We start from the raw sequence: 22,579 nt of genomic DNA, 5'->3' as shown, positions 1-22,579 counted from the left end.
ATTCTGAATCGGAGTAACGATGCCCGAAGGCCCTGAGATTCGCCGTGCCGCCGACCGCCTGCATGAGCAGCTTGCCGGCAGGCGGCTGGAGTCCGTGTGGTTTGCCTTCCCCGAACTGGCCGCCGAGGCCGAATCGCTGGTGGGGCGAGAGGTCACGGCGGTGGACAGCTGGGGCAAGGCATTGTTGACCCGCTTCGACGACGGTCGCGTGCTCTACAGTCACAACCAGCTCTACGGCGTATGGAAGCTCCACGACGCCGAGCGCGAACCCGATACCCAGCGCTCGCTGCGCGTGCGGCTGACGGCAGAAGGGCGCTCGGCCAGCCTCTACAGCGCCTCCGATGTCTCGCTGTGGCCGGCCGAGAGGCTCGCCGAGCATCCGTTTCTCTCCCGCCTTGGTCCCGACCTGCTGACCCACGGGGTCACGCCGGAGCAGGCCATGGCGCGTTTGAGCGAGCCGCGCTTCGTGCGCCGCCGGCTGGGCGGGCTGCTGCTCGATCAGGCGCCTTTCGCCGGCATCGGCAACTACCTGCGCTCCGAAATTCTGTTCTTCGCCGGGCTACCGCCCACGGCCCGAGTCGTCGACCTGGACGGTGAACGACTGGAAGGGCTGGCGCACACCATTCTCGCCGTGACCCGGCAGGCCTATGAACAGGCCGGCGTGACCAACCGCGCCGAGTGGGCGGCCGCTGCCAGGCGGCAGGGGGAAAGCCGGCGGCTCAGTCGCTTTGCCGTGTTCGAGCGCGACGGGCGGCCCTGCCACGCCTGCGGCACACCGGTCGAGCGGCTGATGGTCGCCTCGCGTCGGCTTTATCGCTGCCCGAGTTGTCAGCCTGATTGAACGGTTTACATCGCTAGCATTTATACCGTTATCTTCCTGTTCGGCGTCGTCGCAGACGGCGAGTGAAACCGCCCGGCCATGCCGCCTTGTCAGGCAGGCATGACCGGGCCGGTGGGGAGCCTCAGGCAACTGGGCGTCACTTCTTTCGTCTGAACAACGAGCGGCCCATCTGCTTGGCGGAGAGCTTGGCGCTGTGCAGGCCGCTGGAGTCGCCCTTGAGCATCGAGGCGAGGTAGCTCTTGGCCTGCTCGAACTCGATGTGCGGGGGCAGGGGGGCGATGTCGCTGTCGGTATAGGCGTTGATCACCACCGGGCGGTCGGCGGCGAGGGCCTCGTCCCACACTCGATCGATGTCGTCGGGCTCGCGCATGACCAAGCCCTTGAAGCCGAGCAGCTCGGCATACTGGTCGTAGCGGAACTCGGGCAGATCCTGAGAGGTGTCGAACTTGGGGTCGCCCTCCATCACGCGCTGCTCCCAGGTCACCTGGCTCAGGTCGTGGTTGTTGAGCACCAGCACGATGCAGCGGGGGTCTTGCCACTCCTGCCAGTACTTGGCAAGCGTGATAAGCGCGTTGTTGCCCAGCATCTGCATGGCGCCGTCGCCGACCAGCGCGATGGCGGGGCGGCTGGGGTGGCAGAACTTGGCGGCGATCAGATAGGGCACACCGTTGCCCATCGAGGCCAGCCCGCCGGAAACGGAGCCCAGCATGCCGCGGCGGATCTTCAGGTTGCGCGCATACCAGTTGGTCGCGCTGCCCACGTCGCAGGTGAGCATGACGTCGTCCGGCAGGCGCGGCGAGAGGCGCTGGAACACGAGCTGCGGGTTGATCGGTGTGGCCTCGGTGGCGGCACGCGCCTCGGTCTTCTCCCACCAGTCGTCGATCCAGCCCTGCACCTGCTTGCGCCACTTGCTGTTGCGTTTGCGCTTGAGGCGTTCGGCCAGCGCTGCCAGGGTGGCGCCGGCATCGCCATGCAGATTGACCTCGGTGGGGTAGCGCACGCCCAGGGCTTCCGGCACCACGTCGATCTGGATGGCACGGGCCTGCCCCGGCTCGGGCAAGAACTCCACGTAGGGGAAGCGCGTGCCCACCATCAGCAGGGTGTCGCACTCCCTCATCATGCGGTCGCTGGCCTCGGTGCCGAGCAGGCCGATGGAGCCGGTCACACCGGGCAGGTCGTCAGGCACCATGGTCTTGGCCAGTATCGCCTTGGCGATGCCTGCGCCGGTCAGGTCGGCCACGCGGATCAACTCGTCCACGGCATGTTTGACCCCGGCGCCGGCCAAAATGGCGACCTTCTTGCCGGACTTCAGAATCTCAGCGGCAGCGTCCAGGTCGGCACTTTCGGGCAACTGCTGGGGAAACTGGTAGCCGACGCCGGAGAATACCGCGCCATGCTCCCTGGGCGGGTCCTCCATGGGCAGGTCCTGCACGTCGTTGGGCAGGATCACACAGGTCACGGTGCGGCGGGCGATGGCGATGCGCATCGCCTGATCGATGACGTGGCGGGCCTGGGCCGGCTCGGTGACCATCTGCACGTATTCGCTGGCGACGTCCTTGAACAGCGCCATCAGGTCCAGCTCCTGCTGATAGTCGGTACCGAGGCTCTTGCGCGCCTGCTGGCCGACGATGGCCACGGTGGGCATATGATCCTTGCGCGCATCGTAGAGGCCGTTGAGCAGGTGTACCGCTCCGGGGCCGGAGGTGGCCACGCAGACCCCGACCTCGTCGCTGAACTTGGCATGTGCGCAGGCCATGAAGGCCGCCACTTCCTCGTGGCGGGGCTGGACGAGGCGGGGATTGCCATCGGCGCGGCGCAGGGCGGACATCACGCCATTGATGCCGTCGCCTGAGTAGCCGTACAGCCGCTCCACACCCCATTCGCGCAGGCGGGAGACGAGGAAATCGGACACGGTGGGTTGCATGATCGGCTCCTTGATCGTGACGCTTCGTTCCATGAGTCCATGACTGACTAACAGCTAGCGTAGAGGCGGTGGTCCAGGGCGACAAATCCATTCAAGATTTTATACCGTTATCTTGCTGTTCAAACACTAGGAAGGTTCGACCTTGGCGGCATGAACCTGTCGAGCAGGCCGCGATACGGTATAATTCGCCCCCGTTCGAACCCGCCGCTTCGCGCTTGCGAATCCAGAAGCGGGCATGCCGACACTGCCGAGGAGTTCCTTGCACATGACCGTGATCCGCCAGGACGATCTGATCCAGAGCGTCGCCGACGCCCTGCAGTACATCTCCTATTACCATCCCAAGGATTTCATCGACGCCATGGCGGCGGCGTACGAGCGGGAGGAGAACCCGGCGGCCAAGGACGCCATCGCCCAGATTCTGATCAACTCGCGCATGTGCGCCATGGGCCATCGTCCGATCTGTCAGGACACCGGCATCGTCACCGTGTTCGTGCATGTGGGCATGAACGTGCGCTGGGACGCCGAGATGAGCCTCGACGACATGATCAACGAAGGCGTACGCCGCGCCTACCAGCTGCCCGACAACGTGCTGCGCGCCTCGGTGCTGGCCGACCCGGACGGCGCCCGCAAGAACACCGGCGACAACACCCCGGCGATCATCCATCACAAGATCGTGTCCGGCGACAAGGTCGAGGTGCACGTGGCGGCGAAGGGCGGTGGCAGCGAGGCGAAGTCCAAGTTCGCCATGCTCAATCCCTCCGATAACGTGGTCGACTGGGTGCTCGAGCAGCTGCCCAAGATGGGTGCCGGCTGGTGTCCGCCCGGCATGCTCGGCATCGGTATCGGCGGTACCGCCGAGAAGGCCATGGAGATCGCCAAGGAGGCGCTGCTCGATCCCATCGACATCCAGGAACTGCAGGCTCGCGGCGCGTCCAACCGTGCCGAGGAGCTGCGTCTAGAGCTGTTCGACAAGGTCAACAAGAGCGGTATCGGCGCCCAGGGCCTGGGCGGTCTGACCACGGTGCTCGACATCAAGGTCAAGGACTACCCGACGCACGCCGCCAACAAGCCGGTGGCGATCATTCCCAACTGTGCCGCCACCCGTCATGCGCACTTCACCCTGGACGGCTCCGGCCCGGCGGCACTGCCGGTGCCCAAGCTGGAAGACTGGCCGGAGATCACCCGTGAGGCCGGCGACAACGTCAAGCGCGTGAACCTGGATACGGTCACGCCGGAAGAAGTGCTGACCTGGCAGCCGGGCGACACCCTGCTGCTCAACGGCAAGCTGCTCACCGGCCGCGATGCCGCGCACAAGTGCATGGTCGACATGATCGCCAAGGGCGAGTCGCTGCCGGTGGATCTCAAGGGCCGCTTCATCTACTACGTTGGCCCGGTGGATCCGGTTCGCGACGAGGTGGTCGGGCCGGCCGGTCCTACTACCGCCACGCGCATGGACAAGTTCACCCGTACCATGCTGGAAGAGACCGGTCTGCTGGGCATGGTAGGCAAGGCCGAGCGCGGTCCGGCCGCCATCGAGGCGATTCGCGACAACAAGGCGGTCTATCTGATGGCGGTAGGCGGCTCCGCCTACCTGGTGGCACAGGCGATCAAGAAGTCCCGCGTGGTGGGCTTCGCCGACCTGGGCATGGAAGCGATCTACGAGTTCGAGGTCGAAGACATGCCGGTCACCGTGGCGGTCGACAGCCAGGGTACCTCGGTACACCAGACCGGCCCCGCCAAGTGGAAGGAGATCATCGCCGAGCGCGCATGATGTCGGTACGAAATCTCTAGTTCCATAGGCAAACGGCCCCGCCAACTGGCGGGGCCGTTGTCGTCTAAGGTATGCTTCAGATTGCTGTTTTTACAGGGAGAGATCATGGCATCCTGGCTGTTCGGCCTGGCGATATTCATGGTACATCTGTTGGGCTTCGTCTCGGCGGTCCTGGCGCTGCTTTCCAGCCGCACCTCGCAGGGGGCCGTGGCCTGGATCATCTCTCTCGTCACCTTTCCCTACCTGGCGGTGCCGGCGTTTTGGATTTTCGGTCGGCCGCGTTTCTATGGCTACGTTTCCGCCCGCGGCGAGCGCGATACCGTACTGCGGCGAATTCTCGCCCGCTATCGGGAGCGGCTGGAGCCGTTCCTGGCTTATACCCGCGATCCCGATATCCGCGCCGTGGAGCAGCTGGCGATGATGCCGTTGACAAGCGGCAATCAGGCCGAGCTGCTGATCGACGGCAAGGCCACGTTCGACAGTCTGTTCGCCGGCATCGATTCCGCTCGCGACTACGTGCTGATCCAGTTCTTCATCGTACGCAACGATGCGCTGGGGCGCCGGCTCAAGGAGCACATGCTGCGCGCCGCGCAGCGAGGGGTTCGGGTCTATTTCCTGTTTGACGAGATCGGCAGTCGCAAGCTTGCCGAAGGCTACCTGCATGAGCTGAGGGAGGGGGGCGTGGAGGTCAGCGCGTTCCGCTCCTCACGGGGCTTCAAGCATCGCTTCCAGCTCAATTTCCGCAACCACCGCAAGATCCTCGTCGTCGACGGCTACGAGGGTTGGCTCGGTGGCTTCAACGTCGGGGTGGAGTACCTGGGTCAGCATCCACGGCACGGCCCCTGGCGCGATACCCATCTCAAACTCACCGGCCCTAGCGTGCTGGGGCTGCAGGAGGCGTTCTGGGAGGATTGGCACTGGGCCACGGGGGCGGTACTCAACCTGAGCTGGGAGCCGCACGTCACCTGCGAGGAGTGCCACAACGTGGTGATCGTGCCCTCGGGGCCTGCCGACCGTCAGGAGACGGCCAGTCTGCTGGTGCAGCATGCCATCCACAGCGCCCATGAGAGGCTGTGGGTCACGAGCCCCTATTTCGTTCCCGATCAGGGCGTGCAGGATGCCCTGCGGCTTGCCGCCATGCGCGGCGTCGACGTGCGCATCATGATGCCCGAGCATCCCGATCATCTGCTCATTTACCTCTCGGCCTTTTCGTTCCTGCCCGATATGGTGCGGGCTGGGGTCAAGGTGTATCGCTATCAGCCGGGCTTTCTGCACCAAAAGGTAATTCTCATCGACGACAGCGCGGCATCGGTGGGTACGGTGAATCTCGACAACCGCTCGTTTCGCCTGAATTTCGAGATCACCGCCTTCATTCCCGACCGGCGTTTTGCCGCCCAGGTGCGCCTGATGCTGGAGCGCGACTTCGCCGATTGCCGCCGCATCGGCTACGACGAGCTGCAGAATCGCCCCCTGTGGAGCAAGCTCGTCTCGCGGGCGGCCTATCTCACGGCGCCCATTCAGTAGCGCTGCGATAGTCGTGCTGGGCGCGGCCGAAGTCGCTTGGGTTAAGTAGGCAGCTGGGGTAAATTAGGCAACGCCTAACATTCTCTCATTTCTGAGTTTTTGTGCAGGGCACCCAACTTGATTTGCGATTGCTGTGAGCGGGAGTCCCGGTGAACCTCGAGACAAAATGGCTGGAAGATTTCGTGGCCTTGGCCAACACCCGCAGCTTCTCCGCCTCCGCCCGGCAGCGCCATGTCACCCAGCCGGCCTTCAGCCGCCGGATTCGATCCCTGGAGCAGGCCGTGGGTGTGACCCTCGTCGACCGCTCCACCACGCCCATCAACCTGACGCCGGAAGGGCAGCTGTTCCTGGTCACGGCGCGCAATCTGGTGGAGCAGCTCAACGAGTGCCTAGGGCATCTGCGCGGCGTTTCCATGGCGCGCGAGGCGCTGGACATCGTCGCCGCCCACTCCCTGGCACTGAGCTTCTATCCCGAGTGGATCTCGCGGCTGCAGGAAGGGCTGGGTGAGCTGCCCACGCGCCTCGTGGCCATGAACGTAGGCGAGGCGATTCACGTGCTGCGTGAGGGCAACTGCGATCTGATGCTGGCCTACCACGACCCGTACGCGACGATGCAGCTCGATGCGGAGGTGTTTCCCTCGTTCTCCATCGGCCAGGTCAAGATGCTGCCCATCAGTCTCCCCGATGCCAAGGGGCGGCCGCGCTTCAGCCTCGAAAGCAAGGAGACGATCCCCTATCTGGCCTATACCCAGGGTGCTTTCCTGGGGCGCAGCGTGCGCATGCTGCTCAAGAACGATCCACTGCGCCTGCGCCTGCGCACCGTCTACGAAACCGCCATGGCGGAAGGGCTCAAGGGCATGGTGCTGCAAGGGGTGGGGCTGGCCTGGATTCCCGACTTCTGCGTGCGCGAAGAGCTCAAGAGCGGCAAGCTAGTACGCGCCGGCGGCGAACAGTGGGACGTGCCGCTGGAGATCCGTCTCTACCGCTGCTCGTTGGTGCACAAGCCGGGGGTCGAGAAGCTGTGGCGGCAGATGATGAAGCTTCCCCGCGACTTCTTGCAGGCTTAGATCCCGCCGAAATCGGCCGGCAGGCCGAGAAAATTCTGGATGATGAAGAAGTGATCCTCGAACAGGCTGTCCGGTTCGAGTTCGGCCAGCGGTACCCAGCGGGCGTGGTCGCCGCCCTTGACTGGCTTGAGCTGGGGAAGCTGCTGGTCGGGGCGCAGGGCGAAGTAGAAGGCTTCGGCCAGGGTGCGGCCACGCCAGCTGCGGTGGGGTTCGTCGAACAGTCGCTGGCCGCGCAGCGAGCCCTTGAGTACCGGCTCTGGCACCTTGAGTCTGACCCGTTCGCGCAGCTCGCGCAGGCAGGCGTCGAGCAGGCGCTCGTGAGGGTTGATGAAGCCGCCGGGCAGCGCCAGCAGCCCTTTCCCCGGGGCCGCGGTACGCCGCACCAGCAGCACGTGACCCGACTGCACCACCACGGCGTTCACCGTGACGAAGATAGGGGGGTAGGGGGCGTTGGCCCAGGCCTGGCGATACTGCTCCAGCAGTTTCTGCTCCTCCATCAGCTGCAGGTGTGCCTCTTCGCCGGCGAAATCCCGTAGCGCCTCGCAGACGCCGGGCGGCAAGTCATGGGTGGCGCCGGTGCTGAGGTAATCCTCGGTGGAGGAGGGGGAACGGAACAATCGCTCGCGGATCTGGCTGGCCGAAATGCCTTCGACCAGCGGCACGCTGACCGATTCCCACTGGGGAAACAGCGAAAGATAGTAGCTCGACTGGCCGCGACTGGCGCCGATCAGGCCGATGCGTGGCAGGCGGGCGTGATGGTGGCCTGCTATGTCGCGCACCTTACGCTGTACGTCACGCACCCAGACGTCGTCGTTGTAGAGTGCATCCAGCAGCGGCACGATCTCGAGGCGCGCATTTTCCTCTTCGTCGAAACAGCTACGCAGCAGCGCCTGACGCTCGTCGAAGCGCCAGGGGTTGCGCAGCGAGCGCGCCTGCCAGGCCGACCCCACCAGGACGATCACTTGTCTCGCATGGCGCAGGGCCTCGTTGATTACCGCCAGATGTCCCAGGTGCGGCGGCTGAAAACGTCCGATGAATACGAGGCAGTCGAATTCGTGATCGGTATCGCTCATCGCGCTTCCTTGGCTGGTGGTTGGGCGCACCATTATGGGCGCGGGTGGCCTGGGGCTGCAACGCGGGGCCATGTGCCGACAGACGGCTTGCAGTAGCGTATGCTGAAATGACGGCCAAAGACGAAGGAGGCGTCGTGCACAGGTTTTCGATCCGGTTCTGGTGGAATACCGTTCAGCAAGCGATTTCTCTATGGCTGGAGCGCAATGCCTTCAGCTATGCCGGCTCGCTGGCTTTCTACACGCTCTTCTCGCTTGCGCCTACGGTCATCATTGCCGTAGCCGTGATCGGCATCGTCTTCGGTGAGGATGCCGCTCAAGGGCAGATCGTCGCACAGCTGCAGGGCACTCTGGGCGAGGAGGCAGCGAGGGCGGTGGAGCAGGCGGTGGCAGCGTCGCGCATCGAGCAGGCGGGTATCCTGCCGACGTTGCTGGGTGTCGGTGGCCTACTGGTGGGGGCGACTACGGTCTTCGCCCAGATGCAGTTCTCGCTCAATACCATCTGGGGCGTGACGGCCAAGCCCAGCCGCAACAGCGTGCTCATATTTCTCAAGCAGCGCCTGCTATCGCTCGCCGTGGTACTGGCGATCGGCTTCATCCTGCTGGTGTCGCTGCTGGTGGGGATCATGATTCGTGCCATGCTGCAGGCGGTGGGCGATGCCATGCCGCTGCTCGGCGCTCTGACGGCCGGCGCCGAGTTCCTGGTTGCCATGGCCGTGATCACGGCGCTGTTCGCTACCATCTTCAAGGTTCTGCCCGACGTGGTGCTGAGCTGGCGGGACGTGCTGCTGGGGGCCGTGGTCACCGCTTTGCTGTTCGCCATCGGGCGCAGTGCGATCGCCTCCTACCTGGCCTATACCGCGACCGCCTCGACCTACGGCGCCGCCGGCTCGGTGGTCATGATCCTGCTGTGGGTCTATTACTCATCCCTCATTCTTCTGTTCGGAGCGGCGTTCACTCGCAGCTATCTGCTGGCCAGAGGGCGCGAGGTGGTACCGCGCAACAGCGCCGTTCTCGTCAAGCGTGAGCTGGTGATGGATTGACGAACGGGCCGCGAGCGGTGACAGGCCGGGCGGATGCGCCGCCCGGCCCTGGCCGTACATAGCCTCAGTCGGCGAGGCGCTCGCGTGCCAGTTGATCCGCCACGGCGGCGGGGCTCTTGTCCTCGCTCTGCGCCCGGCCGAGAATCTCGTCCACCGTCTCGGCGATTCGCTCCACGTGGCGCATGACTGAGTCGCGGTTGTAGCGCTGGTGGCGCTGGGCCTCGACTTCGATGACGCCGCCGGCGTTGGCCACGTAATCGGGCGTGTAGAGAATGCCGCGGGCCTGCAATCGTCCGGCAACTGCCGCCGTCGCCAGCTGGTTGTTGGCTGCGCCGCAAATCACCTTGGCCTTGAGGCGCTCGGCTACCTCGTCGGTCAGTACCGCCCCGAGGGCGCAGGGGGCGAAGACGTCCACGTCGGCATCGAAAATGGCATCGGGCGTGACGCTCTCGGCACTCAGTTCGCTGACCAGCATGCCGAGGTTGTCGCGGTCGACATCGGTCAGTACCAGCTTGGCGCCGGCTTCGTGCAGCTCGCGGGCAAGGTGGGCGCCGACGTGACCGACCCCCTGGATGGCGACGCGCAGTCCTTGCAGGTCGCTGCGGCCGAGGCGATGGCGTACGGCACTCTTGAGCGCGCAGAAAACGCCGTGGGCGGTGAAGGGCGAGGGGTCGCCCGAGTTGCCGTCGTGGCCCAGCCCGCTGACATGTGACGTCTCCTGACGAATCAGGCGCATGTCCTCCTCGCCGCTGCCGGAGTCCTCGGCGGTGATGTATCGGCCGCCCAGCGATTCCACCAGCCGGCCCATGGCGCACAGCATGGCGGGGGTCTTGTCGCGCCGCGGGTCGGCGATGATCACGGCCTTGCCGCCGCCCAGGGGCAGGTCGGCCAGGGCCGACTTGTAGGTCATGCCACGGGAGAGACGCAGCACGTCGGTCAGAGCGTCCGCTTCGCTGGCGTAGGGGTAGATGCGCAGGCCGCCCAGGGCAGGGCCGCGGCGCGTGTCGTGGATGGCGATGATGGCGCGCAGGCCGCTGGCCTCATCGCCGCCGAAGACGATCTGCTGGTGATGGTCGAACTCGGGGTGGTCGAAGATCTGCATGGCGATATCTCCCTTGTGAGGATGCGTTGTTGTGATGTGGAGCGCAGTGGTTGGCACTGCTTCCGTTGGGCGGTCGTTGCTTGTGGCGTGACCGCATCCTTAGTATCAAGGTTAGAGCATCCGTGCGCACCCATTTCAGTCAATGAGGAGACGAAAATGAGCAAACGCTGTGTGAAGGCGCTGGTGGCCGGCAAGGTACAGGGAGTGTGGTACCGCCGTGCGGTTCAGGAGCAGGCGTTGCAGCACGGATTGACCGGCTACGCCAAGAATCTCCCTGATGGGCAGGTCGAGGTGCTGCTGTGCGGTAATGGCGAGGCGGTCAACCAGGTGTCAGCGTGGCTGTGGCAGGGGCCGCCCAATGCCCGGGTCACGCACGTCGAGCTGGAAGCGCTGGAGTGCCATGACCCGGACAACTTCGTCTGCCTGTGACCCGTGGAAGCTCTTAGCTTAGGGTGTCGGCTATCCACTCCACCACGGCTTCACCGTCCACTTCGAGGCATACTTCCACCAGGGGCGTCTGCGACCAGCGCTCCTGGATGAAGCCGCGCCCTTCGGGGGCGAACAGGGTCTGACCCTCGGCCAGACCTTCGGTGACGACCGCCAGATGCCCCGGGGCGGTGGTGAACAGCTCAGGGCGCAGCAGCCAGGCCAGCGCGCAGCTGTCGTGGGGGCAGCAGCCGTCGATGCCGAGGAACTCGCGATAGAAGTCGCGATAGAAGGCGTAGCTGCCGGCCAGCACCTTGCCCAGCTCGCCCTGTCCCGCCTCGATGCGCTGCATGTGGGCCGGCGTCAGCACGCAACGGTGGGTCACGTCGAGCCCTACCAGAGTCAGCGGCCAGCCGGCGGTGAGCACGCGTTGGGCGGCGTGGGGGTCGTTGAACATGTTGGCTTCGGCCACCGGCGTGACGTTGCCGCCCTCGCGGACCGAGCCCCCCATGATCACCACCCGCTTGACCTTCTCGGTGAGCGCCGGGTCGAGCTGCAAGGCGGCAGCCAGGTTGCCCACCGGCCCGACCGCGACCAGGGTGACTTCGCCGGGACGCTCGTTGACGGTGTCGACGATGAACTGCGCGGCGCTGCGGGCATCCTTCTTGCCCTTCACCTCGGGCAGTTCGATGTTGCCCAGACCGTTGGCGCCGTGGATATGGGCCGGCGCGGGATGACGCGGCTTGACCATGGGGCCGGCAGCGCCCTGGGCGACGGGTACGTCGCCGCGCCCGGCCAGTTCGCACAGCAGCAGGCCATTATGGGTGGCGGTCTCGATGTCGACGTTGCCGTAGGTGGTGGTCAAGCCGAGCAGCTCGATGTCGGGATGACGTAGGGCGATGGCGATGGCCTGGGCGTCGTCGACGCCGGGGTCGGTATCGAAGATGATCGGGTGCGACACGTTGCCTCCTTGTGGGTGTCAGGCGCTCTGTGAGCCGGTGAGATATCGCTCGACCTCGTCGCGCGATGGAATGCTGTCGGCGGCACCGGGCTGCTGCACGCCGAGTGCGGCAGCGTGGGCGGCCAGCGCCAGGCAGTCGGGTACGCTGCGCTGCTCCTGCAGGGCCGCCATGAAATAGCCGATGAAGGTGTCGCCGGCGCCGGTGGTGTCCACCGGCTCGACCGGCAGGGCGGGCTGGAAGTGGCGCTCGTCGCCCGCCTGGTACCAGGCGCCCTCGCTGCCCAGGGTCAACACCGTTGCCGTCTGCGGCAGCCGCTTCTGCAGGCCCTGAAGCAGGGCTTGGGCATCGCTGGTCTCGGGCAGGCCGGCCAGCCAGGCCGCCTCGCCGCGATTGACAAACAGCAGTTGGCAGGCGTCGAGGGGCAGCTCCAGCACCGTGTCGGACATCGGTGCGGGATTGAAGGCAACGGCCAGATCCTGCCTGCGCGCGCATTCGAGCAGCTCGGTCAGGGCGTTGCACTCATTCTGCACCAGCAGCCAATCGCCGGGCTTGGCCGCTTCGCACAGGGCGTCGCGATGCCGACGCGTGAAGCCGTGGTTGGCGCCGGGAAACAGGATGATGGCGTTCTCGCCGCGATCGTCGACCTGGATGATGGCGTGTCCGCTGGGTTCGTCCACCAGCTCCACGTGGGTGACGTCGACCCCGGCGCGGGCCAGACGGTCCCGAGCCCAGGCGTCCTGGCGGCCCAGGCGGCCCCAATGACACACCTGGCCACCGGCCAGCGCCATGGCCAGCGACTGGTTGGCCCCTTTGCCGCCGAGGCCGAGGTGATAGCTACGGCTGGCCAGCGTCTCGCCGGGATGGACCAGGTGCGGCACGCGATAGAAGTGATCGAGATTGATCGAGCCCAGGTTGTGAAGCATGGAGTTGTGCAGCATGGTCATGCTCCGTCCCGCTGGGCCTTCCAGCGGCGCAGATTCTCACCGGTGAGCGTCACGATGCGCTGGCGGGCTTCCGGGGTGATCCAGGCATTGTGCGGCGTGACGATCAGGTTGAGCGGCTCGGCCAGGGCATCGAGCAGCGGGTGGCCGTTCCGCGGCGGCTCCGCCGGAAGCACGTCGACACCGAGGCCGCCCAGCCGGCCTTCACGCAGTGCGGCAAGCGCCGCTTCTTCGTCGATGATGCCGCCGCGAGCGCAGTTGACCAGCAGGGCATCGGGCTTCAGCGTGGCGATCAGGGCAGCGTCGACCAGGTGTCGCGTGGCGTCGGTGAGCGGGCAGTGCAGGCTGATGACGTCGGCCTCGGGGGCGAGTTCGGTGATCCCGGGGCGGGTATCGTTGCCCTCGTTACCGGGGCGGGCGGCAAAACTGACGCGCATGCCGAAGGCTTCGCCGAGCGCCGCCACGCGGCTACCCAGTTCGCCCTGGCCGACGATGACCAGGTGCTTGCCTTCGAGCTGCAGGGTGCCGTGGTCCATCAGGCAGAAGAAGGGGCTTTCGTTCCAGCGTCCAGTCGCCACGTCGCGCTGATAGAGCGGTAGCCGGTTGGCCAGCGCCAGGATCAGCATCAGGCTGTGCTGGGCCACGCTGGCAGTGCCGTAGGCCGTGACGTTGCGCACGGCGATGCCGAGCCGCTCGGCGCTGGTCATGTCGATGTTGTTGGTACCGGTGGCCAGCACGCAGATCAGCTTGAGTTCCGGCAGGGCCTCGAGGGTGGCGGCATCGAGCACCACCTTGTTGACGATGGCCACCTGGGCGCCGGTCAGGCGCTGGCGGCTCTGCTCGGTGGTGCTTGCCTCATGGACCTCCAGCGTCTCCACCTGGTCGCGGATGGCGGAGAGGTCGATGTCGGGACCCAGGCTGGCGGCATCGAGTATCACGGCTTTCATGCTGAATTCCTTGTGTTGGTTCGCCGCGGCAGGGCTGGGACACGCCTTGCCAGGCACGTTATACTATCGGGCTTTCACGGCAGGCTTGGAATGTGCACCGCTCGACCCTATATCGCCGTTGGTTGCGCGCTGTCGAATCAGGAGTGAATTGAACCATGCCCATCTATGAATATCAGTGCAAGGCCTGCGGCCATCGTCTGGAGAAGCTCCAGAAGCTCAGCGCCGCCCCTCTGACCGACTGTCCTGCCTGTGAAGCACCGGCGCTTTCCCGCCTGGTTTCCGCGGCAGGCTTCCGTCTGGCCGGCGGCGGCTGGTACGAAACCGACTTCAAGTCCGGCAGCAAGAAAAATCTGGCCGGCGACTCCGCTGGCGGCGGCGGAGAGAGCAAAGAAAGCAAGGCGCCGGCCAAGGACGGCGCCGCGGCCTGACCGCGACCGACCCTTCAATCGATAACGTTACGAAACAGGATACGACATGCGCAGCCATTATTGCGGCCAGCTCAACGAGACCATGGTGGACCAGACGGTCACCCTGTGCGGCTGGGTTCACCGCCGCCGTGACCACGGGGGCGTGATCTTCCTCGACATGCGCGATCGCGACGGCATCGCCCAGGTCGTGGTCGACCCCGATACCGCCGAGGCCTTCGCCACTGCCGACCGTGCTCGCAGCGAGTACGTGCTGCGCATTTCCGGCCGCGTGCGTCTGCGCCCCGAGGGTACCCAGAACCCCAAGATGCCCACCGGCATGATCGAGGTGCTGGCCAAGGAGGTCGAAGTGCTGAACACGGCGGCCACGCCGCCGTTCCAGCTCGACGAACACGGCAAGGTCGGCGAGGAGGTGCGTCTCAAGCACCGTTACATCGACCTGCGCCGCCCGGAGATGATCGAGAAGCTGCGCCTGCGTTCGCGCATCTCGCATCACGTACGCGCCTTCCTCGAGGGGCAGGGCTTCCTCGACATCGAGACGCCGATCCTGACCCGTGCCACGCCCGAGGGCGCCCGCGACTATCTGGTGCCGAGCCGCACCCACCCGGGCAGCTTCTTCGCGCTGCCGCAGTCGCCGCAGCTGTTCAAGCAGCTGCTGATGGTGGCCGGCTTCGACCGCTACTACCAGATCGCCAAGTGCTTCCGCGACGAGGACCTGCGCGCCGACCGTCAGCCGGAGTTCACCCAGATCGATATCGAGGCTTCCTTCGTTGAGGAGAGCGATATCATGGGCGTGACCGAGGCCATGATCCGCGAGCTGTTCCAGGACGTACTCGACGTGGAGCTGCCCGAGTTCCCGCGCATGAGCTGGGCCGAGGCCATGGATCGCTATGGCTCGGACAAACCCGACCTGCGCATTCCGCTGATGCTGGTCGACGTCGACGACCTGATGAAGCAAGTCGACTTCCAGGTCTTCTCCGGCCCGGCCAACGCTGCCGACGGCCGCGTCGCGGCGCTCAAGGTGCCGGGCGGGGCCAGCATGTCGCGCAAGGTGATCGACGACTACACCAAGTTCGTCGGCATCTACGGCGCCAAGGGCCTGGCCTGGATCAAGGTCAACGAGCGTGCCAAGGGTATCGAGGGGCTGCAGTCGCCGATCGTCAAGTTCATGGAGAACGTGATCGAGGAGCTGCTCGACCGCGTGGGCGCGGCAGACGGCGACATCGTCTTCTTCGGCGCCGACAAGGCCAAGGTCGTCAACGAGGCGCTGGGTGCGCTGCGGGTCAAGCTGGGCGAGGACCTCAATCTCTACACCCGCCCCTGGGCACCGCTGTGGGTGGTCGACTTCCCCATGTTCGAAGCCGACGACGCCGGTCGCCTGAGCCCGCTGCACCACCCGTTCACCTCGCCCTCGTGCAGCCCCGAGGAGCTCAAGGCCAACCCGGCGGGCGCGCTCTCGCGGGCCTACGACATGGTGCTCAACGGCACCGAGCTGGGTGGCGGCTCGATCCGTATCCACGACCAGCAGATGCAGAGCACCGTGTTCGAGATCCTCGGCATCGGCGAAGAGGAGGCCCGCGAGAAGTTCGGCTTCCTGCTCGACGCCCTGCACTACGGTGCGCCGCCCCACGGTGGCCTGGCCTTCGGCCTCGACCGTCTGGTGATGCTGATGGCGGGTTCGCGCACCATTCGTGAAGTGATCGCCTTCCCCAAGACCCAGAGTGCGGGCTGTCTGATGACCGACGCGCCGGGCGAGGTGAGCGGCGATCAGCTGCGCGAACTCAACATTCGTCTGCGCCAAAAGGCCAAGGCGGAAGGGCAGGAGTGAGTACGCCAGCCTGCTATGCGATGAACGAGACCGGCGCCCATGTGGCGCCGGTTTCGCGATGCTGCCAGAGTGGCCGTGCCATGGGCGTGCGCAGCGCCCACGTGAGGGAGAACGTGTCGTGCTGATTCTCGGTATCGATCCCGGCTCGCGTACCACCGGCTATGGCGTGCTCGACGTCACTACGCCCAAGCCGCGCTACGTCGCCAGCGGTTGTATCCGTTTGCAGGACGTCGAGCTGCCTCAGCGTCTGGCGCGCATCTACGCCGGCATTGCCGAGCTGATCGGCGAGTATCGCCCCGGGGAGCTGGCCATCGAACAGGTGTTCATGGCCAAGAACCCCGATTCCGCCCTGAAGCTGGGCCAGGCGCGCGGTGCGGCCATCGTCTGCGCCGCCAATCACGGTCTGGCCGTACATGAATACGGGCCGCGTCAGATCAAGCAGGCGGTGACCGGCAGCGGGGCGGCGACCAAGGCCCAGATCCAGCACATGGTGGTGGCGGTGCTGGGGCTCGACGGTACGCCACAGGCCGATGCCGCCGACGCGTTGGCCATCGCGCTGACCCATGCTCATGCCCGGCTGGGTCTGGTCACACAGGGTAGCTTCGGCGGCCATAGGACGCGTCGACGCGGCAGCTCCTGGCGCGACTTCCAGCCTTGAAAGCGCATTGACGCTTTAGGCAAAATAATTTTCGAACACCGTTTGTAGTGGGCTGGTCAGCCGCTTGAGCGACCAGTATAGTGGCGCCAGGAAGGCCGTGCGCCTTGGACGTATTCGCATCGGGAAACAATGCCGAATGATAGGACGCTTGCGTGGCACTCTGCTCGAGAAACAACCGCCCTGGCTGGTCGTGGACGTGGCAGGGGTCGGCTATGAGCTAGAGGCTTCGATGACCACGCTGGTGGCGTTGCCCGGGGTGGGAGAAGCGGTGTCGCTCTATACGCATCTTACCGTGCGTGAAGACGCCCACCTGCTGTTCGGTTTTGCCCGTGAGCAGGAGCGGGCGCTGTTTCGTGCCCTGATCAAGGTCAACGGTATCGGCCCCAAGCTGGCCCTGGCGATCCTGTCCGGCATGGACGAGACGGCGTTTATCCGCTGCGTGATGGAGGATGACGTCAAGAGCCTGACGCGCCTGCCCGGGGTGGGTAAGAAGACTGCCGAGCGCCTGATCATCGAGATGCGCGACCGCTTCCCGCACTGGGAGCAGAGCGCTACCGCCGATCCGTCTGGCATCGCCACGCTGCCCAGCGGCCAGCGCGAACGCCAGGATCCGCTGGCCGATGCCGAAGCGGCGCTGGTCAGCCTGGGTTACAAGCCGACCGAGGCCGCGAAGATGCTGTCCGGGCTGGAAGAGGGCTTGTCGACCGAAGCCCTGATCAAGGCGGCCTTGACCAAGCGGATGGCCGGGTAGGGCGCGCATGGCGGGCCTCGACTCGATAGAATCCAACAGTCGTTCGATCGGAGACAGGGACTTTCGTCCTGAACTTTTCATGAGCGCCGCGAGTGTTCGACATGATGCAGAATGATCGCTTGATCGCCGCCGAGGAGCGCGAGGGTGAGAGTCGCGTCGATCACGCGATCCGCCCCAAGACGCTGGCCGAGTACATCGGCCAGCCCCGCGTGCGTGAGCAGTTGGAAATCTTCATCAGCGCCGCTCGTGGACGTGACGAGAGCCTCGATCACACGCTGGTGTTCGGCCCGCCCGGTCTTGGCAAGACCACGCTCGCCAACATCATCGCCGCCGAGATGGGCGTGGGGCTGAAGTCCACCTCCGGCCCGGTGCTGGAGCGTGCCGGCGACCTGGCCGCCATGCTCACCAACCTGCAGCCCGGCGACGTGCTGTTCATCGACGAGATCCACCGTCTTTCTCCCGTGGTGGAGGAGATCCTCTATCCCGCCATGGAGGACTTCCAGCTCGATATCGTCATCGGTGAGGGGCCGGCGGCACGCTCCATCAAGCTCGATCTGCCGCCGTTCACGCTGGTGGGTGCCACCACCCGGGCGGGACTGCTCACTTCACCGCTGCGCGACCGCTTCGGTATCGTCCAGCGTCTGGAGTTCTACGACATCGAGGAGCTCACCGAGATCGTCACCCGCTCGGCCAGGCTGCTCGGGGTCGAGGCGGACCGTGAGGGTGCCCGCGAAGTGGCACGCCGCTCGCGCGGAACGCCGCGGATCGCCAACCGCCTGCTGCGCCGGGTGCGTGATTTCGCCCAGGTGCGCGGCAACGGTCGGGTGGACGCGGCCATCGCCGATCAGGCGCTGAACATGCTGCACGTGGACCATCATGGCCTCGACCACATGGATCGCCGCCTGCTGCTGGCGATGATCGAGAAGTTCGACGGCGGGCCGGTGGGCATCGACTCGCTGGCGGCGGCGATCGGCGAAGAGCGCGACACCATCGAGGACGTGATCGAGCCCTACCTGATCCAGCAGGGGCTGATGATGCGTACCGCCCGGGGCCGGGTGGTGACGCGCCAGGCCTGGCAGCACTTCGAGCTGGTACCCCACGAGCAGGCGCTGGATGCCAGCGGTGAGGTGCGTCCGTGAGTGAATTTCGTTTGCCGCTGCGTGTTTACATCGAGGATACCGATGCCGGCGGCATCGTCTACTACGTCAACTACTTCAAATATATGGAGCGGGCCCGCAGTGAATGGCTGCGCCGGCACGGCTTCACTCAGCGCGAGCTGCTCGATGCCGGCGTGCAGCTGGTCGTGCACCGCCTGGAGTGCCGCTATGCCAAGCCCGCCCGGCTCGACGACGAGCTCTGCGTCACCGCGGCCGTCGAATCGAGCGGACGCTGTCGGCTGAGTTTCACTCAGACGGTGCAGCGTGATGGGGAACCCTTATGCGAAGCGCGTGTCGACATCGCCTGTCTGGATGCCGAACGCCTCAAACCCAGACCCTGGCCGCCGGCACTCGCCGCGGTTCTCAATGCTTGAATGCAAGATCAGCGAGGATGCCCGTGAACGACTCTATGTCAATACCCCACCTGATCATGAGCGCCAGCACTGTGGTGCAGCTGGTCATGCTGATCCTGGTGCTAGGCTCGATACTCTCGTGGGTGGTGATTTTCCAGCGTACTTTCGTGATGCGCCGAGCCCGCGCGGCGCACCAGACCTTCGAGGAGCGCTTCTGGTCGGGTGTCGATCTCAACGAACTCTATCGTGAAACGCCGTCGGAGCAGGAAACCCAGGGCGCCGAGCATGTCTTTCGCGCCGGGTTTCGCGAATTCAACCGGCTGATGGCCAAGACCAAGAGCGCCGATGCCATCCTCGACGGCGTTCAGCGCAGCATGCGCGTGGCCTGGTCGCGGGAGGAGGAGCGCCTGACCCTGCATCTGGTGTTCCTTGCCACCGTGGCGTCGGCGAGCCCCTATATCGGCCTGTTCGGTACGGTGTGGGGCATCATGGGTTCGTTCCAGGCGCTCTCCATGGCCCAGCAGGCCACGCTGGCTACCGTTGCGCCGTGGATTGCCGAGGCCCTGATCGCCACCGCCATGGGGCTGTTCGCGGCCATCCCCGCCGTTATCTTCTACAACCGCCTGTCGTCCGAGTCCGACCGGCTGCTGGGCAAGTACGAGGACTTCGCTGAGGAGTTCCACTCCATCCTGCACCGCAATCTGCAGGGTCGCAGCGAAGCCGGCGCCGCCTGAGGGAGTCGCGACATGCATGGTCCTTTCAATCGTGGCGGCCGCCGCAAGCCGATGGGGGAGATCAACGTCGTCCCCTTCATCGACGTCATGCTGGTTCTGCTGGTCATCTTCATGATCACGGCGCCGATGCTGACCCAGGGCGTTCAGATCGAATTGCCCCAGGTCACCTCCGAGCCCATCGACTCTCAGGAAGATCGCGATCCCATCATCGTATCGGTGGATCGAGAGGGCGCGTATTACCTGTCGGTCGGTGGTGAAGAGATGGCCGTGGATCTGGAGGAGCTCGGCGACCGGGTGCTGATCCTGCTCGATCAACAGCCTGGCACGCCAGTCATGGTGCGCGGCGATCGTTTCGTGCCCTACGGTGAGGTCGTGACCCTGATGAGTACGCTGCAGGTTTCGGGCGTGACCAACGTCGGGCTGATTTCCGAGCCGCCGCCGCGTGATTAAGCGCTTCTTGACCAGGACACTAGGAGACGTGATGGCCCGAGGTCAGCGCGGCCCTTCGCGCAGCTATGACAAGCCGGTCGGCTATGGCGTGCCCACTCTGCTGGCTATCGGCCTGCACGTGCTGGTCGTGGTGCTGAGTCTGGTCACCCTGCCGCAGCGTCAGCCGGCCGATCCAGAGTCGACCTCCATCGTGCAGGCGACGCTGGTCAGCACCGAGACCACCACCGACCAGGCCCAGCGCGCCGAGGAGGCGCGGGCTCGCGCTGCGGCGCGGCAGGCGGAAGAGGAGGCGCGCCAGGAAGAAGAAGCGCGTCAGGCCGAGGCCGAGGAACAGGCGCGCGCCGAAGCCGAGCGTCAGGCCGCCGAAGAGCGTGCCCGTGAAGCCGAGCAGCAGCAGGCGGCGCGTGAGGAAGAAGCACGCCGGTTGCAGGAGGCCAGACAGGAAGCCGAGGCCGAAGCGCAGCGTCGAGCCGAGGAAGCCGAGCGTCAGGCCCGGCTGCGCGAGGAGCAGGAGGCGGAGCGTCAGCGTCAACAGGAAGCCGCGGCGGAAGCCGAGCGTCAGCGCCAGCAGGAGGCTCAGCAGCGCGCCGAAGAGGAGGCGCGACGTCAGCAGGAAGCCGAAGCCCAGCGCCAGCGCGAAGCCGAGGAGCAGCGTCGCCGCGAGGAGGAGGCCCAGCGTCAGCGTGAAGCCGAAGAGCAGCGCCGTCGCGAGGAGGAGGCCCAGCGTCAGCGCGAAGCCGAGGAGCAGCGCCGTCGCGAGGAGGAGGCCCAGCGTCAGCGCGAAGCCGAGGAGCAGCGTCGCCGCGAGGAGGAAGCCCAGCGTCAGCGCGAGGCCGAGGAGCAGCGCCGCCGAGAAGAGGAAGCTCGACGTCAGCGCGAAGCCGAGGAGCAGCGCCGCCGCGAAGAGGAAGCCCGGCGTGCGGCCGAAGCCGCCAGTCAGGGGCTCGATCGCGCCATCGAGGGTGAGTCGGATGCCGTAGCCAACGCCCGGCAGGCGCAGGAAGCTGCCAATAGCTTCATCAATCTGGTGCGCCGCGCCGTGGAACAGGCATGGGTGATTCCCCCTGGAGCCGGCGGTGGGCTTGCGGCCACGGTTCAGGTCCAGTTGGGTCCCTCGGGGGAGCTTTTTGGCGCTACCATTACTCAAAGTAGCGGAGATAGCAGTTTCGATCGTTCCGCCCTACAGGCTGTGGAAGCCGCCGCACCCTTTGGCGAACTGCGCCAATTGCCGCCGGCGGCACAACGTGACTTCCGCCAGTTCAATCTGCGTTTCACACCGGGAGATGTACGCTGATGAAAGCCCTGATGACCATCTGGTTGAGCGCCATGCTGTTGCTGTTCAGCTCGCTTGCCCAGGCCAATCTCACCATCGAGATCACACGCGGCAGTGACCGGGCCACCCCCATTGCCATAGTGCCGTTCTCCGCCGACGGCGAAAGCCTGCCCGAGGATGTGGCCCAGATCATCAGTGACAATCTGGAGCGCAGCGGCTATTTCGCGCCGCTGCCGCGCAATGCCATGTACGATCGTCCCTCTTCCGGCGACGAGGTGCGCTACGGCCAGTGGCGCGCGCTGGACGTGCGCTATCTGGTAGTGGGTCAGGTCAGCCGTGGGGCTGACGGCTATCGCATTCGCTACGAGCTGATGGACGTCAGCGGCCAGCGCCGCATGCTCGGCGAAAGCGTCAGCGCCGGCAGCAACGAGCTGCGCAGCGGTGCGCACTACGTGAGCGATCAGATCTTCGAGGCCATCACCGGCATTCGCGGTGCCTTCTCGACCCGCATTGCCTACGTCACGGCCCAGGGCGTCGATCAGGACATGCAGTTCGGTCTCTACGTGGCCGATGCCGACGGACACAACAGCCAGCAGGTGCTGAACTCGCGTGAGCCGATCCTGTCACCGGTCTGGTCGCCGGATGGCCGCAAGCTGGCCTATGTCTCCTTCGAGACCGAGCGCCCGGCGATCTACGTGCAGGATGTGGGCACCGGGCAGCGCGCCCAGGTGGCATCGTTCGATGGCATCAACGGCGCACCGGCCTGGTCGCCGGACGGTCGTCGTCTGGCCATGACCCTGTCCAAGGACGGTCAGCCGGACATCTACATCATGGACGTGGGATCGCGCAATCTCGAGCGCATCACCAACAACTCGAGCATCGACACCGAGCCGGCCTGGGCGCCGGACGGTCGCAGCCTGATCTTCACCTCGGACCGCAGCGGCGGCCCGCAGATCTACCGCTACAGCTTCGGCAGCGGCCAGACCGAGCGCTTGACCTTCACCGGTAACTACAACGCCCGTGGGCGTCTGTCGCCGGATGGGGAGGCGCTGTTCTTGATCCACCGCAGCAACAACGGTTTCCAGGTTGCGCGCCAGGATCTCGGTTCCGGCCGTCTTGTCGTGATCAGTGAGACCCGTTCGGATGAGTCGCCTAGTGTTGCGCCCAACGGGACCATGGTAATCTTCGCCACCCAGCAAGGTAACAGCGGGGTGTTGGGGGCCGTTTCGGCCGATGGACGGGCGTCCTACCGGTTGCCTTCGGCGCGTGGTGACGTGCGAGAACCCGCATGGTCACCGTTCTTGAACTAGTGGTACGTGTCATTCGAGTCCT

The 22,579-nt window shown here is 65.6% G+C and carries 22 protein-coding genes; 16 read left to right on the top strand and 6 right to left on the bottom strand.

The window, feature by feature from the left end; genetic code table 11:
• Positions 1–19: 19 nt before the first annotated feature.
• Entirely contained in the window at positions 20–841 is an 822-nt protein-coding gene (gene nei / locus HOP59_RS11570) for an endonuclease VIII (RefSeq protein ID WP_234254047.1), read from the top strand.
• 136 nt (positions 842–977) lie between these two features.
• Here nei and HOP59_RS11565 read toward each other — a convergent pair whose 3' ends face one another.
• Positions 978–2,765 (bottom strand): thiamine pyrophosphate-requiring protein, encoded by a 1,788-nt coding sequence (locus HOP59_RS11565; protein ID WP_234254046.1) that lies wholly within the window; start codon positions 2,763–2,765, stop codon positions 978–980.
• A 265-nt stretch (positions 2,766–3,030) separates the two neighbouring features.
• On the opposite strand from HOP59_RS11565, the gene HOP59_RS11560 reads away from it, so the two are divergent.
• The 3 genes from HOP59_RS11560 (at position 3,031) to HOP59_RS11550 (ending at position 7,127) form a co-directional block, all read left to right on the top strand.
• Positions 3,031–4,536 carry a fumarate hydratase gene (locus HOP59_RS11560; protein ID WP_234254045.1) on the top strand — a complete coding sequence of 502 codons (1,506 nt, stop codon included), beginning with the start codon at positions 3,031–3,033 and terminating at the stop codon, positions 4,534–4,536.
• Positions 4,537–4,641: 105 nt separating this feature from the next.
• A complete protein-coding gene (cls, locus tag HOP59_RS11555; RefSeq protein WP_234254044.1) occupies positions 4,642–6,060 on the top strand; it encodes a cardiolipin synthase in 1,419 nt (472 codons plus the stop codon).
• 149 nt (positions 6,061–6,209) lie between these two features.
• Positions 6,210–7,127 carry a LysR substrate-binding domain-containing protein gene (locus HOP59_RS11550; RefSeq protein ID WP_010628632.1) on the top strand — a complete coding sequence of 306 codons (918 nt, stop codon included), beginning with the start codon at positions 6,210–6,212 and terminating at the stop codon, positions 7,125–7,127.
• Here the strand turns inward: HOP59_RS11550 and HOP59_RS11545 are convergent.
• Positions 7,124–8,200: a bifunctional nicotinamide-nucleotide adenylyltransferase/Nudix hydroxylase gene (locus tag HOP59_RS11545; protein ID WP_010628631.1), complete on the bottom strand. Its 1,077-nt coding sequence runs from the start codon at positions 8,198–8,200 to the stop codon at positions 7,124–7,126. The genes HOP59_RS11550 and HOP59_RS11545 overlap by 4 nt on opposite strands.
• A 107-nt stretch (positions 8,201–8,307) precedes the next feature.
• On the opposite strand from HOP59_RS11545, the gene HOP59_RS11540 reads away from it, so the two are divergent.
• Positions 8,308–9,240, top strand: a complete 933-nt coding sequence (locus HOP59_RS11540) for a YihY/virulence factor BrkB family protein (protein ID WP_010628630.1) — start codon at positions 8,308–8,310, stop codon at positions 9,238–9,240.
• Between the two features lie 64 nt (positions 9,241–9,304).
• On the opposite strand, the gene HOP59_RS11535 is transcribed toward HOP59_RS11540, so the two are convergent.
• Positions 9,305–10,342 carry a Glu/Leu/Phe/Val family dehydrogenase gene (locus HOP59_RS11535; RefSeq protein ID WP_010628629.1) on the bottom strand — a complete coding sequence of 346 codons (1,038 nt, stop codon included), beginning with the start codon at positions 10,340–10,342 and terminating at the stop codon, positions 9,305–9,307.
• A 156-nt stretch (positions 10,343–10,498) separates the two neighbouring features.
• Between HOP59_RS11535 and yccX the strand changes: the two genes are divergently transcribed.
• Positions 10,499–10,771: an acylphosphatase gene (gene yccX, locus HOP59_RS11530; RefSeq protein ID WP_010628628.1), complete on the top strand. Its 273-nt coding sequence runs from the start codon at positions 10,499–10,501 to the stop codon at positions 10,769–10,771.
• A gap of 13 nt (positions 10,772–10,784) precedes the next feature.
• Here the strand turns inward: yccX and HOP59_RS11525 are convergent, their stop codons facing one another.
• Genes HOP59_RS11525 through HOP59_RS11515 form a run of 3 tightly spaced genes read right to left on the bottom strand, consistent with a single transcriptional unit; the run spans position 10,785 to position 13,618 of the window.
• On the bottom strand, positions 10,785–11,729 hold the full coding sequence (locus HOP59_RS11525) for a nucleoside hydrolase (RefSeq protein WP_234254043.1): 945 nt from the start codon (positions 11,727–11,729) through the stop codon (positions 10,785–10,787).
• An 18-nt stretch (positions 11,730–11,747) separates the two neighbouring features.
• Positions 11,748–12,674, bottom strand: a complete 927-nt coding sequence (locus HOP59_RS11520; protein WP_234254042.1) for a ribokinase — start codon at positions 12,672–12,674, stop codon at positions 11,748–11,750.
• Entirely contained in the window at positions 12,671–13,618 is a 948-nt protein-coding gene (locus HOP59_RS11515) for a D-2-hydroxyacid dehydrogenase (protein ID WP_234254041.1), read from the bottom strand. Before HOP59_RS11515 ends, HOP59_RS11520 begins: the two co-directional genes overlap by 4 nt.
• 155 nt (positions 13,619–13,773) lie before the next feature.
• On the opposite strand from HOP59_RS11515, the gene HOP59_RS11510 reads away from it, so the two are divergent.
• The 10 genes from HOP59_RS11510 to tolB all read left to right on the top strand — a co-directional run bounded on the left by HOP59_RS11510 (position 13,774) and on the right by tolB (position 22,557).
• Complete coding sequence (locus HOP59_RS11510) at positions 13,774–14,046, top strand: FmdB family zinc ribbon protein (RefSeq protein ID WP_010628624.1); 273 nt, start codon at positions 13,774–13,776, stop codon at positions 14,044–14,046.
• 46 nt (positions 14,047–14,092) lie between these two features.
• Positions 14,093–15,871, top strand: coding sequence for an aspartate--tRNA ligase (gene aspS / locus HOP59_RS11505; protein WP_234254040.1), 1,779 nt, complete (start codon positions 14,093–14,095; stop codon positions 15,869–15,871).
• Positions 15,872–15,989: 118 nt separating this feature from the next.
• On the top strand, positions 15,990–16,529 hold the full coding sequence (gene ruvC / locus HOP59_RS11500) for a crossover junction endodeoxyribonuclease RuvC (protein WP_010628622.1): 540 nt from the start codon (positions 15,990–15,992) through the stop codon (positions 16,527–16,529).
• A 136-nt stretch (positions 16,530–16,665) separates the two neighbouring features.
• Positions 16,666–17,280, top strand: coding sequence for a Holliday junction branch migration protein RuvA (gene ruvA, locus HOP59_RS11495; protein WP_026038148.1), 615 nt, complete (start codon positions 16,666–16,668; stop codon positions 17,278–17,280).
• Between the two features lie 101 nt (positions 17,281–17,381).
• Positions 17,382–18,419 (top strand): Holliday junction branch migration DNA helicase RuvB, encoded by a 1,038-nt coding sequence (gene ruvB / locus HOP59_RS11490; RefSeq protein ID WP_026038147.1) that lies wholly within the window; start codon positions 17,382–17,384, stop codon positions 18,417–18,419.
• Positions 18,416–18,811 (top strand): tol-pal system-associated acyl-CoA thioesterase, encoded by a 396-nt coding sequence (gene ybgC, locus HOP59_RS11485; RefSeq protein ID WP_338073331.1) that lies wholly within the window; start codon positions 18,416–18,418, stop codon positions 18,809–18,811. The genes ruvB and ybgC overlap by 4 nt, the downstream gene beginning before the upstream one ends.
• Before the next feature lie 23 nt (positions 18,812–18,834).
• Complete coding sequence (tolQ, locus tag HOP59_RS11480; protein WP_026038145.1) at positions 18,835–19,524, top strand: protein TolQ; 690 nt, start codon at positions 18,835–18,837, stop codon at positions 19,522–19,524.
• Positions 19,525–19,536: 12 nt separating this feature from the next.
• Positions 19,537–19,974 (top strand): protein TolR, encoded by a 438-nt coding sequence (gene tolR / locus HOP59_RS11475; RefSeq protein WP_010628617.1) that lies wholly within the window; start codon positions 19,537–19,539, stop codon positions 19,972–19,974.
• A gap of 31 nt (positions 19,975–20,005) precedes the next feature.
• On the top strand, positions 20,006–21,268 hold the full coding sequence (gene tolA / locus HOP59_RS11470; RefSeq protein ID WP_234254039.1) for a cell envelope integrity protein TolA: 1,263 nt from the start codon (positions 20,006–20,008) through the stop codon (positions 21,266–21,268).
• Positions 21,268–22,557 (top strand): Tol-Pal system beta propeller repeat protein TolB, encoded by a 1,290-nt coding sequence (tolB, locus tag HOP59_RS11465; protein ID WP_234254038.1) that lies wholly within the window; start codon positions 21,268–21,270, stop codon positions 22,555–22,557. The genes tolA and tolB overlap by 1 nt, the downstream gene beginning before the upstream one ends.
• Positions 22,558–22,579: the final 22 nt, after the last annotated feature.

It is taken from the genome of Billgrantia aerodenitrificans (assembly GCF_021404405.1).
In the GTDB taxonomy this organism is placed as follows: domain Bacteria; phylum Pseudomonadota; class Gammaproteobacteria; order Pseudomonadales; family Halomonadaceae; genus Halomonas; species Halomonas aerodenitrificans.
Note: the sequence above shows the minus strand (reverse complement) of the source record. Positions and strands in the feature narration are given on the sequence as shown.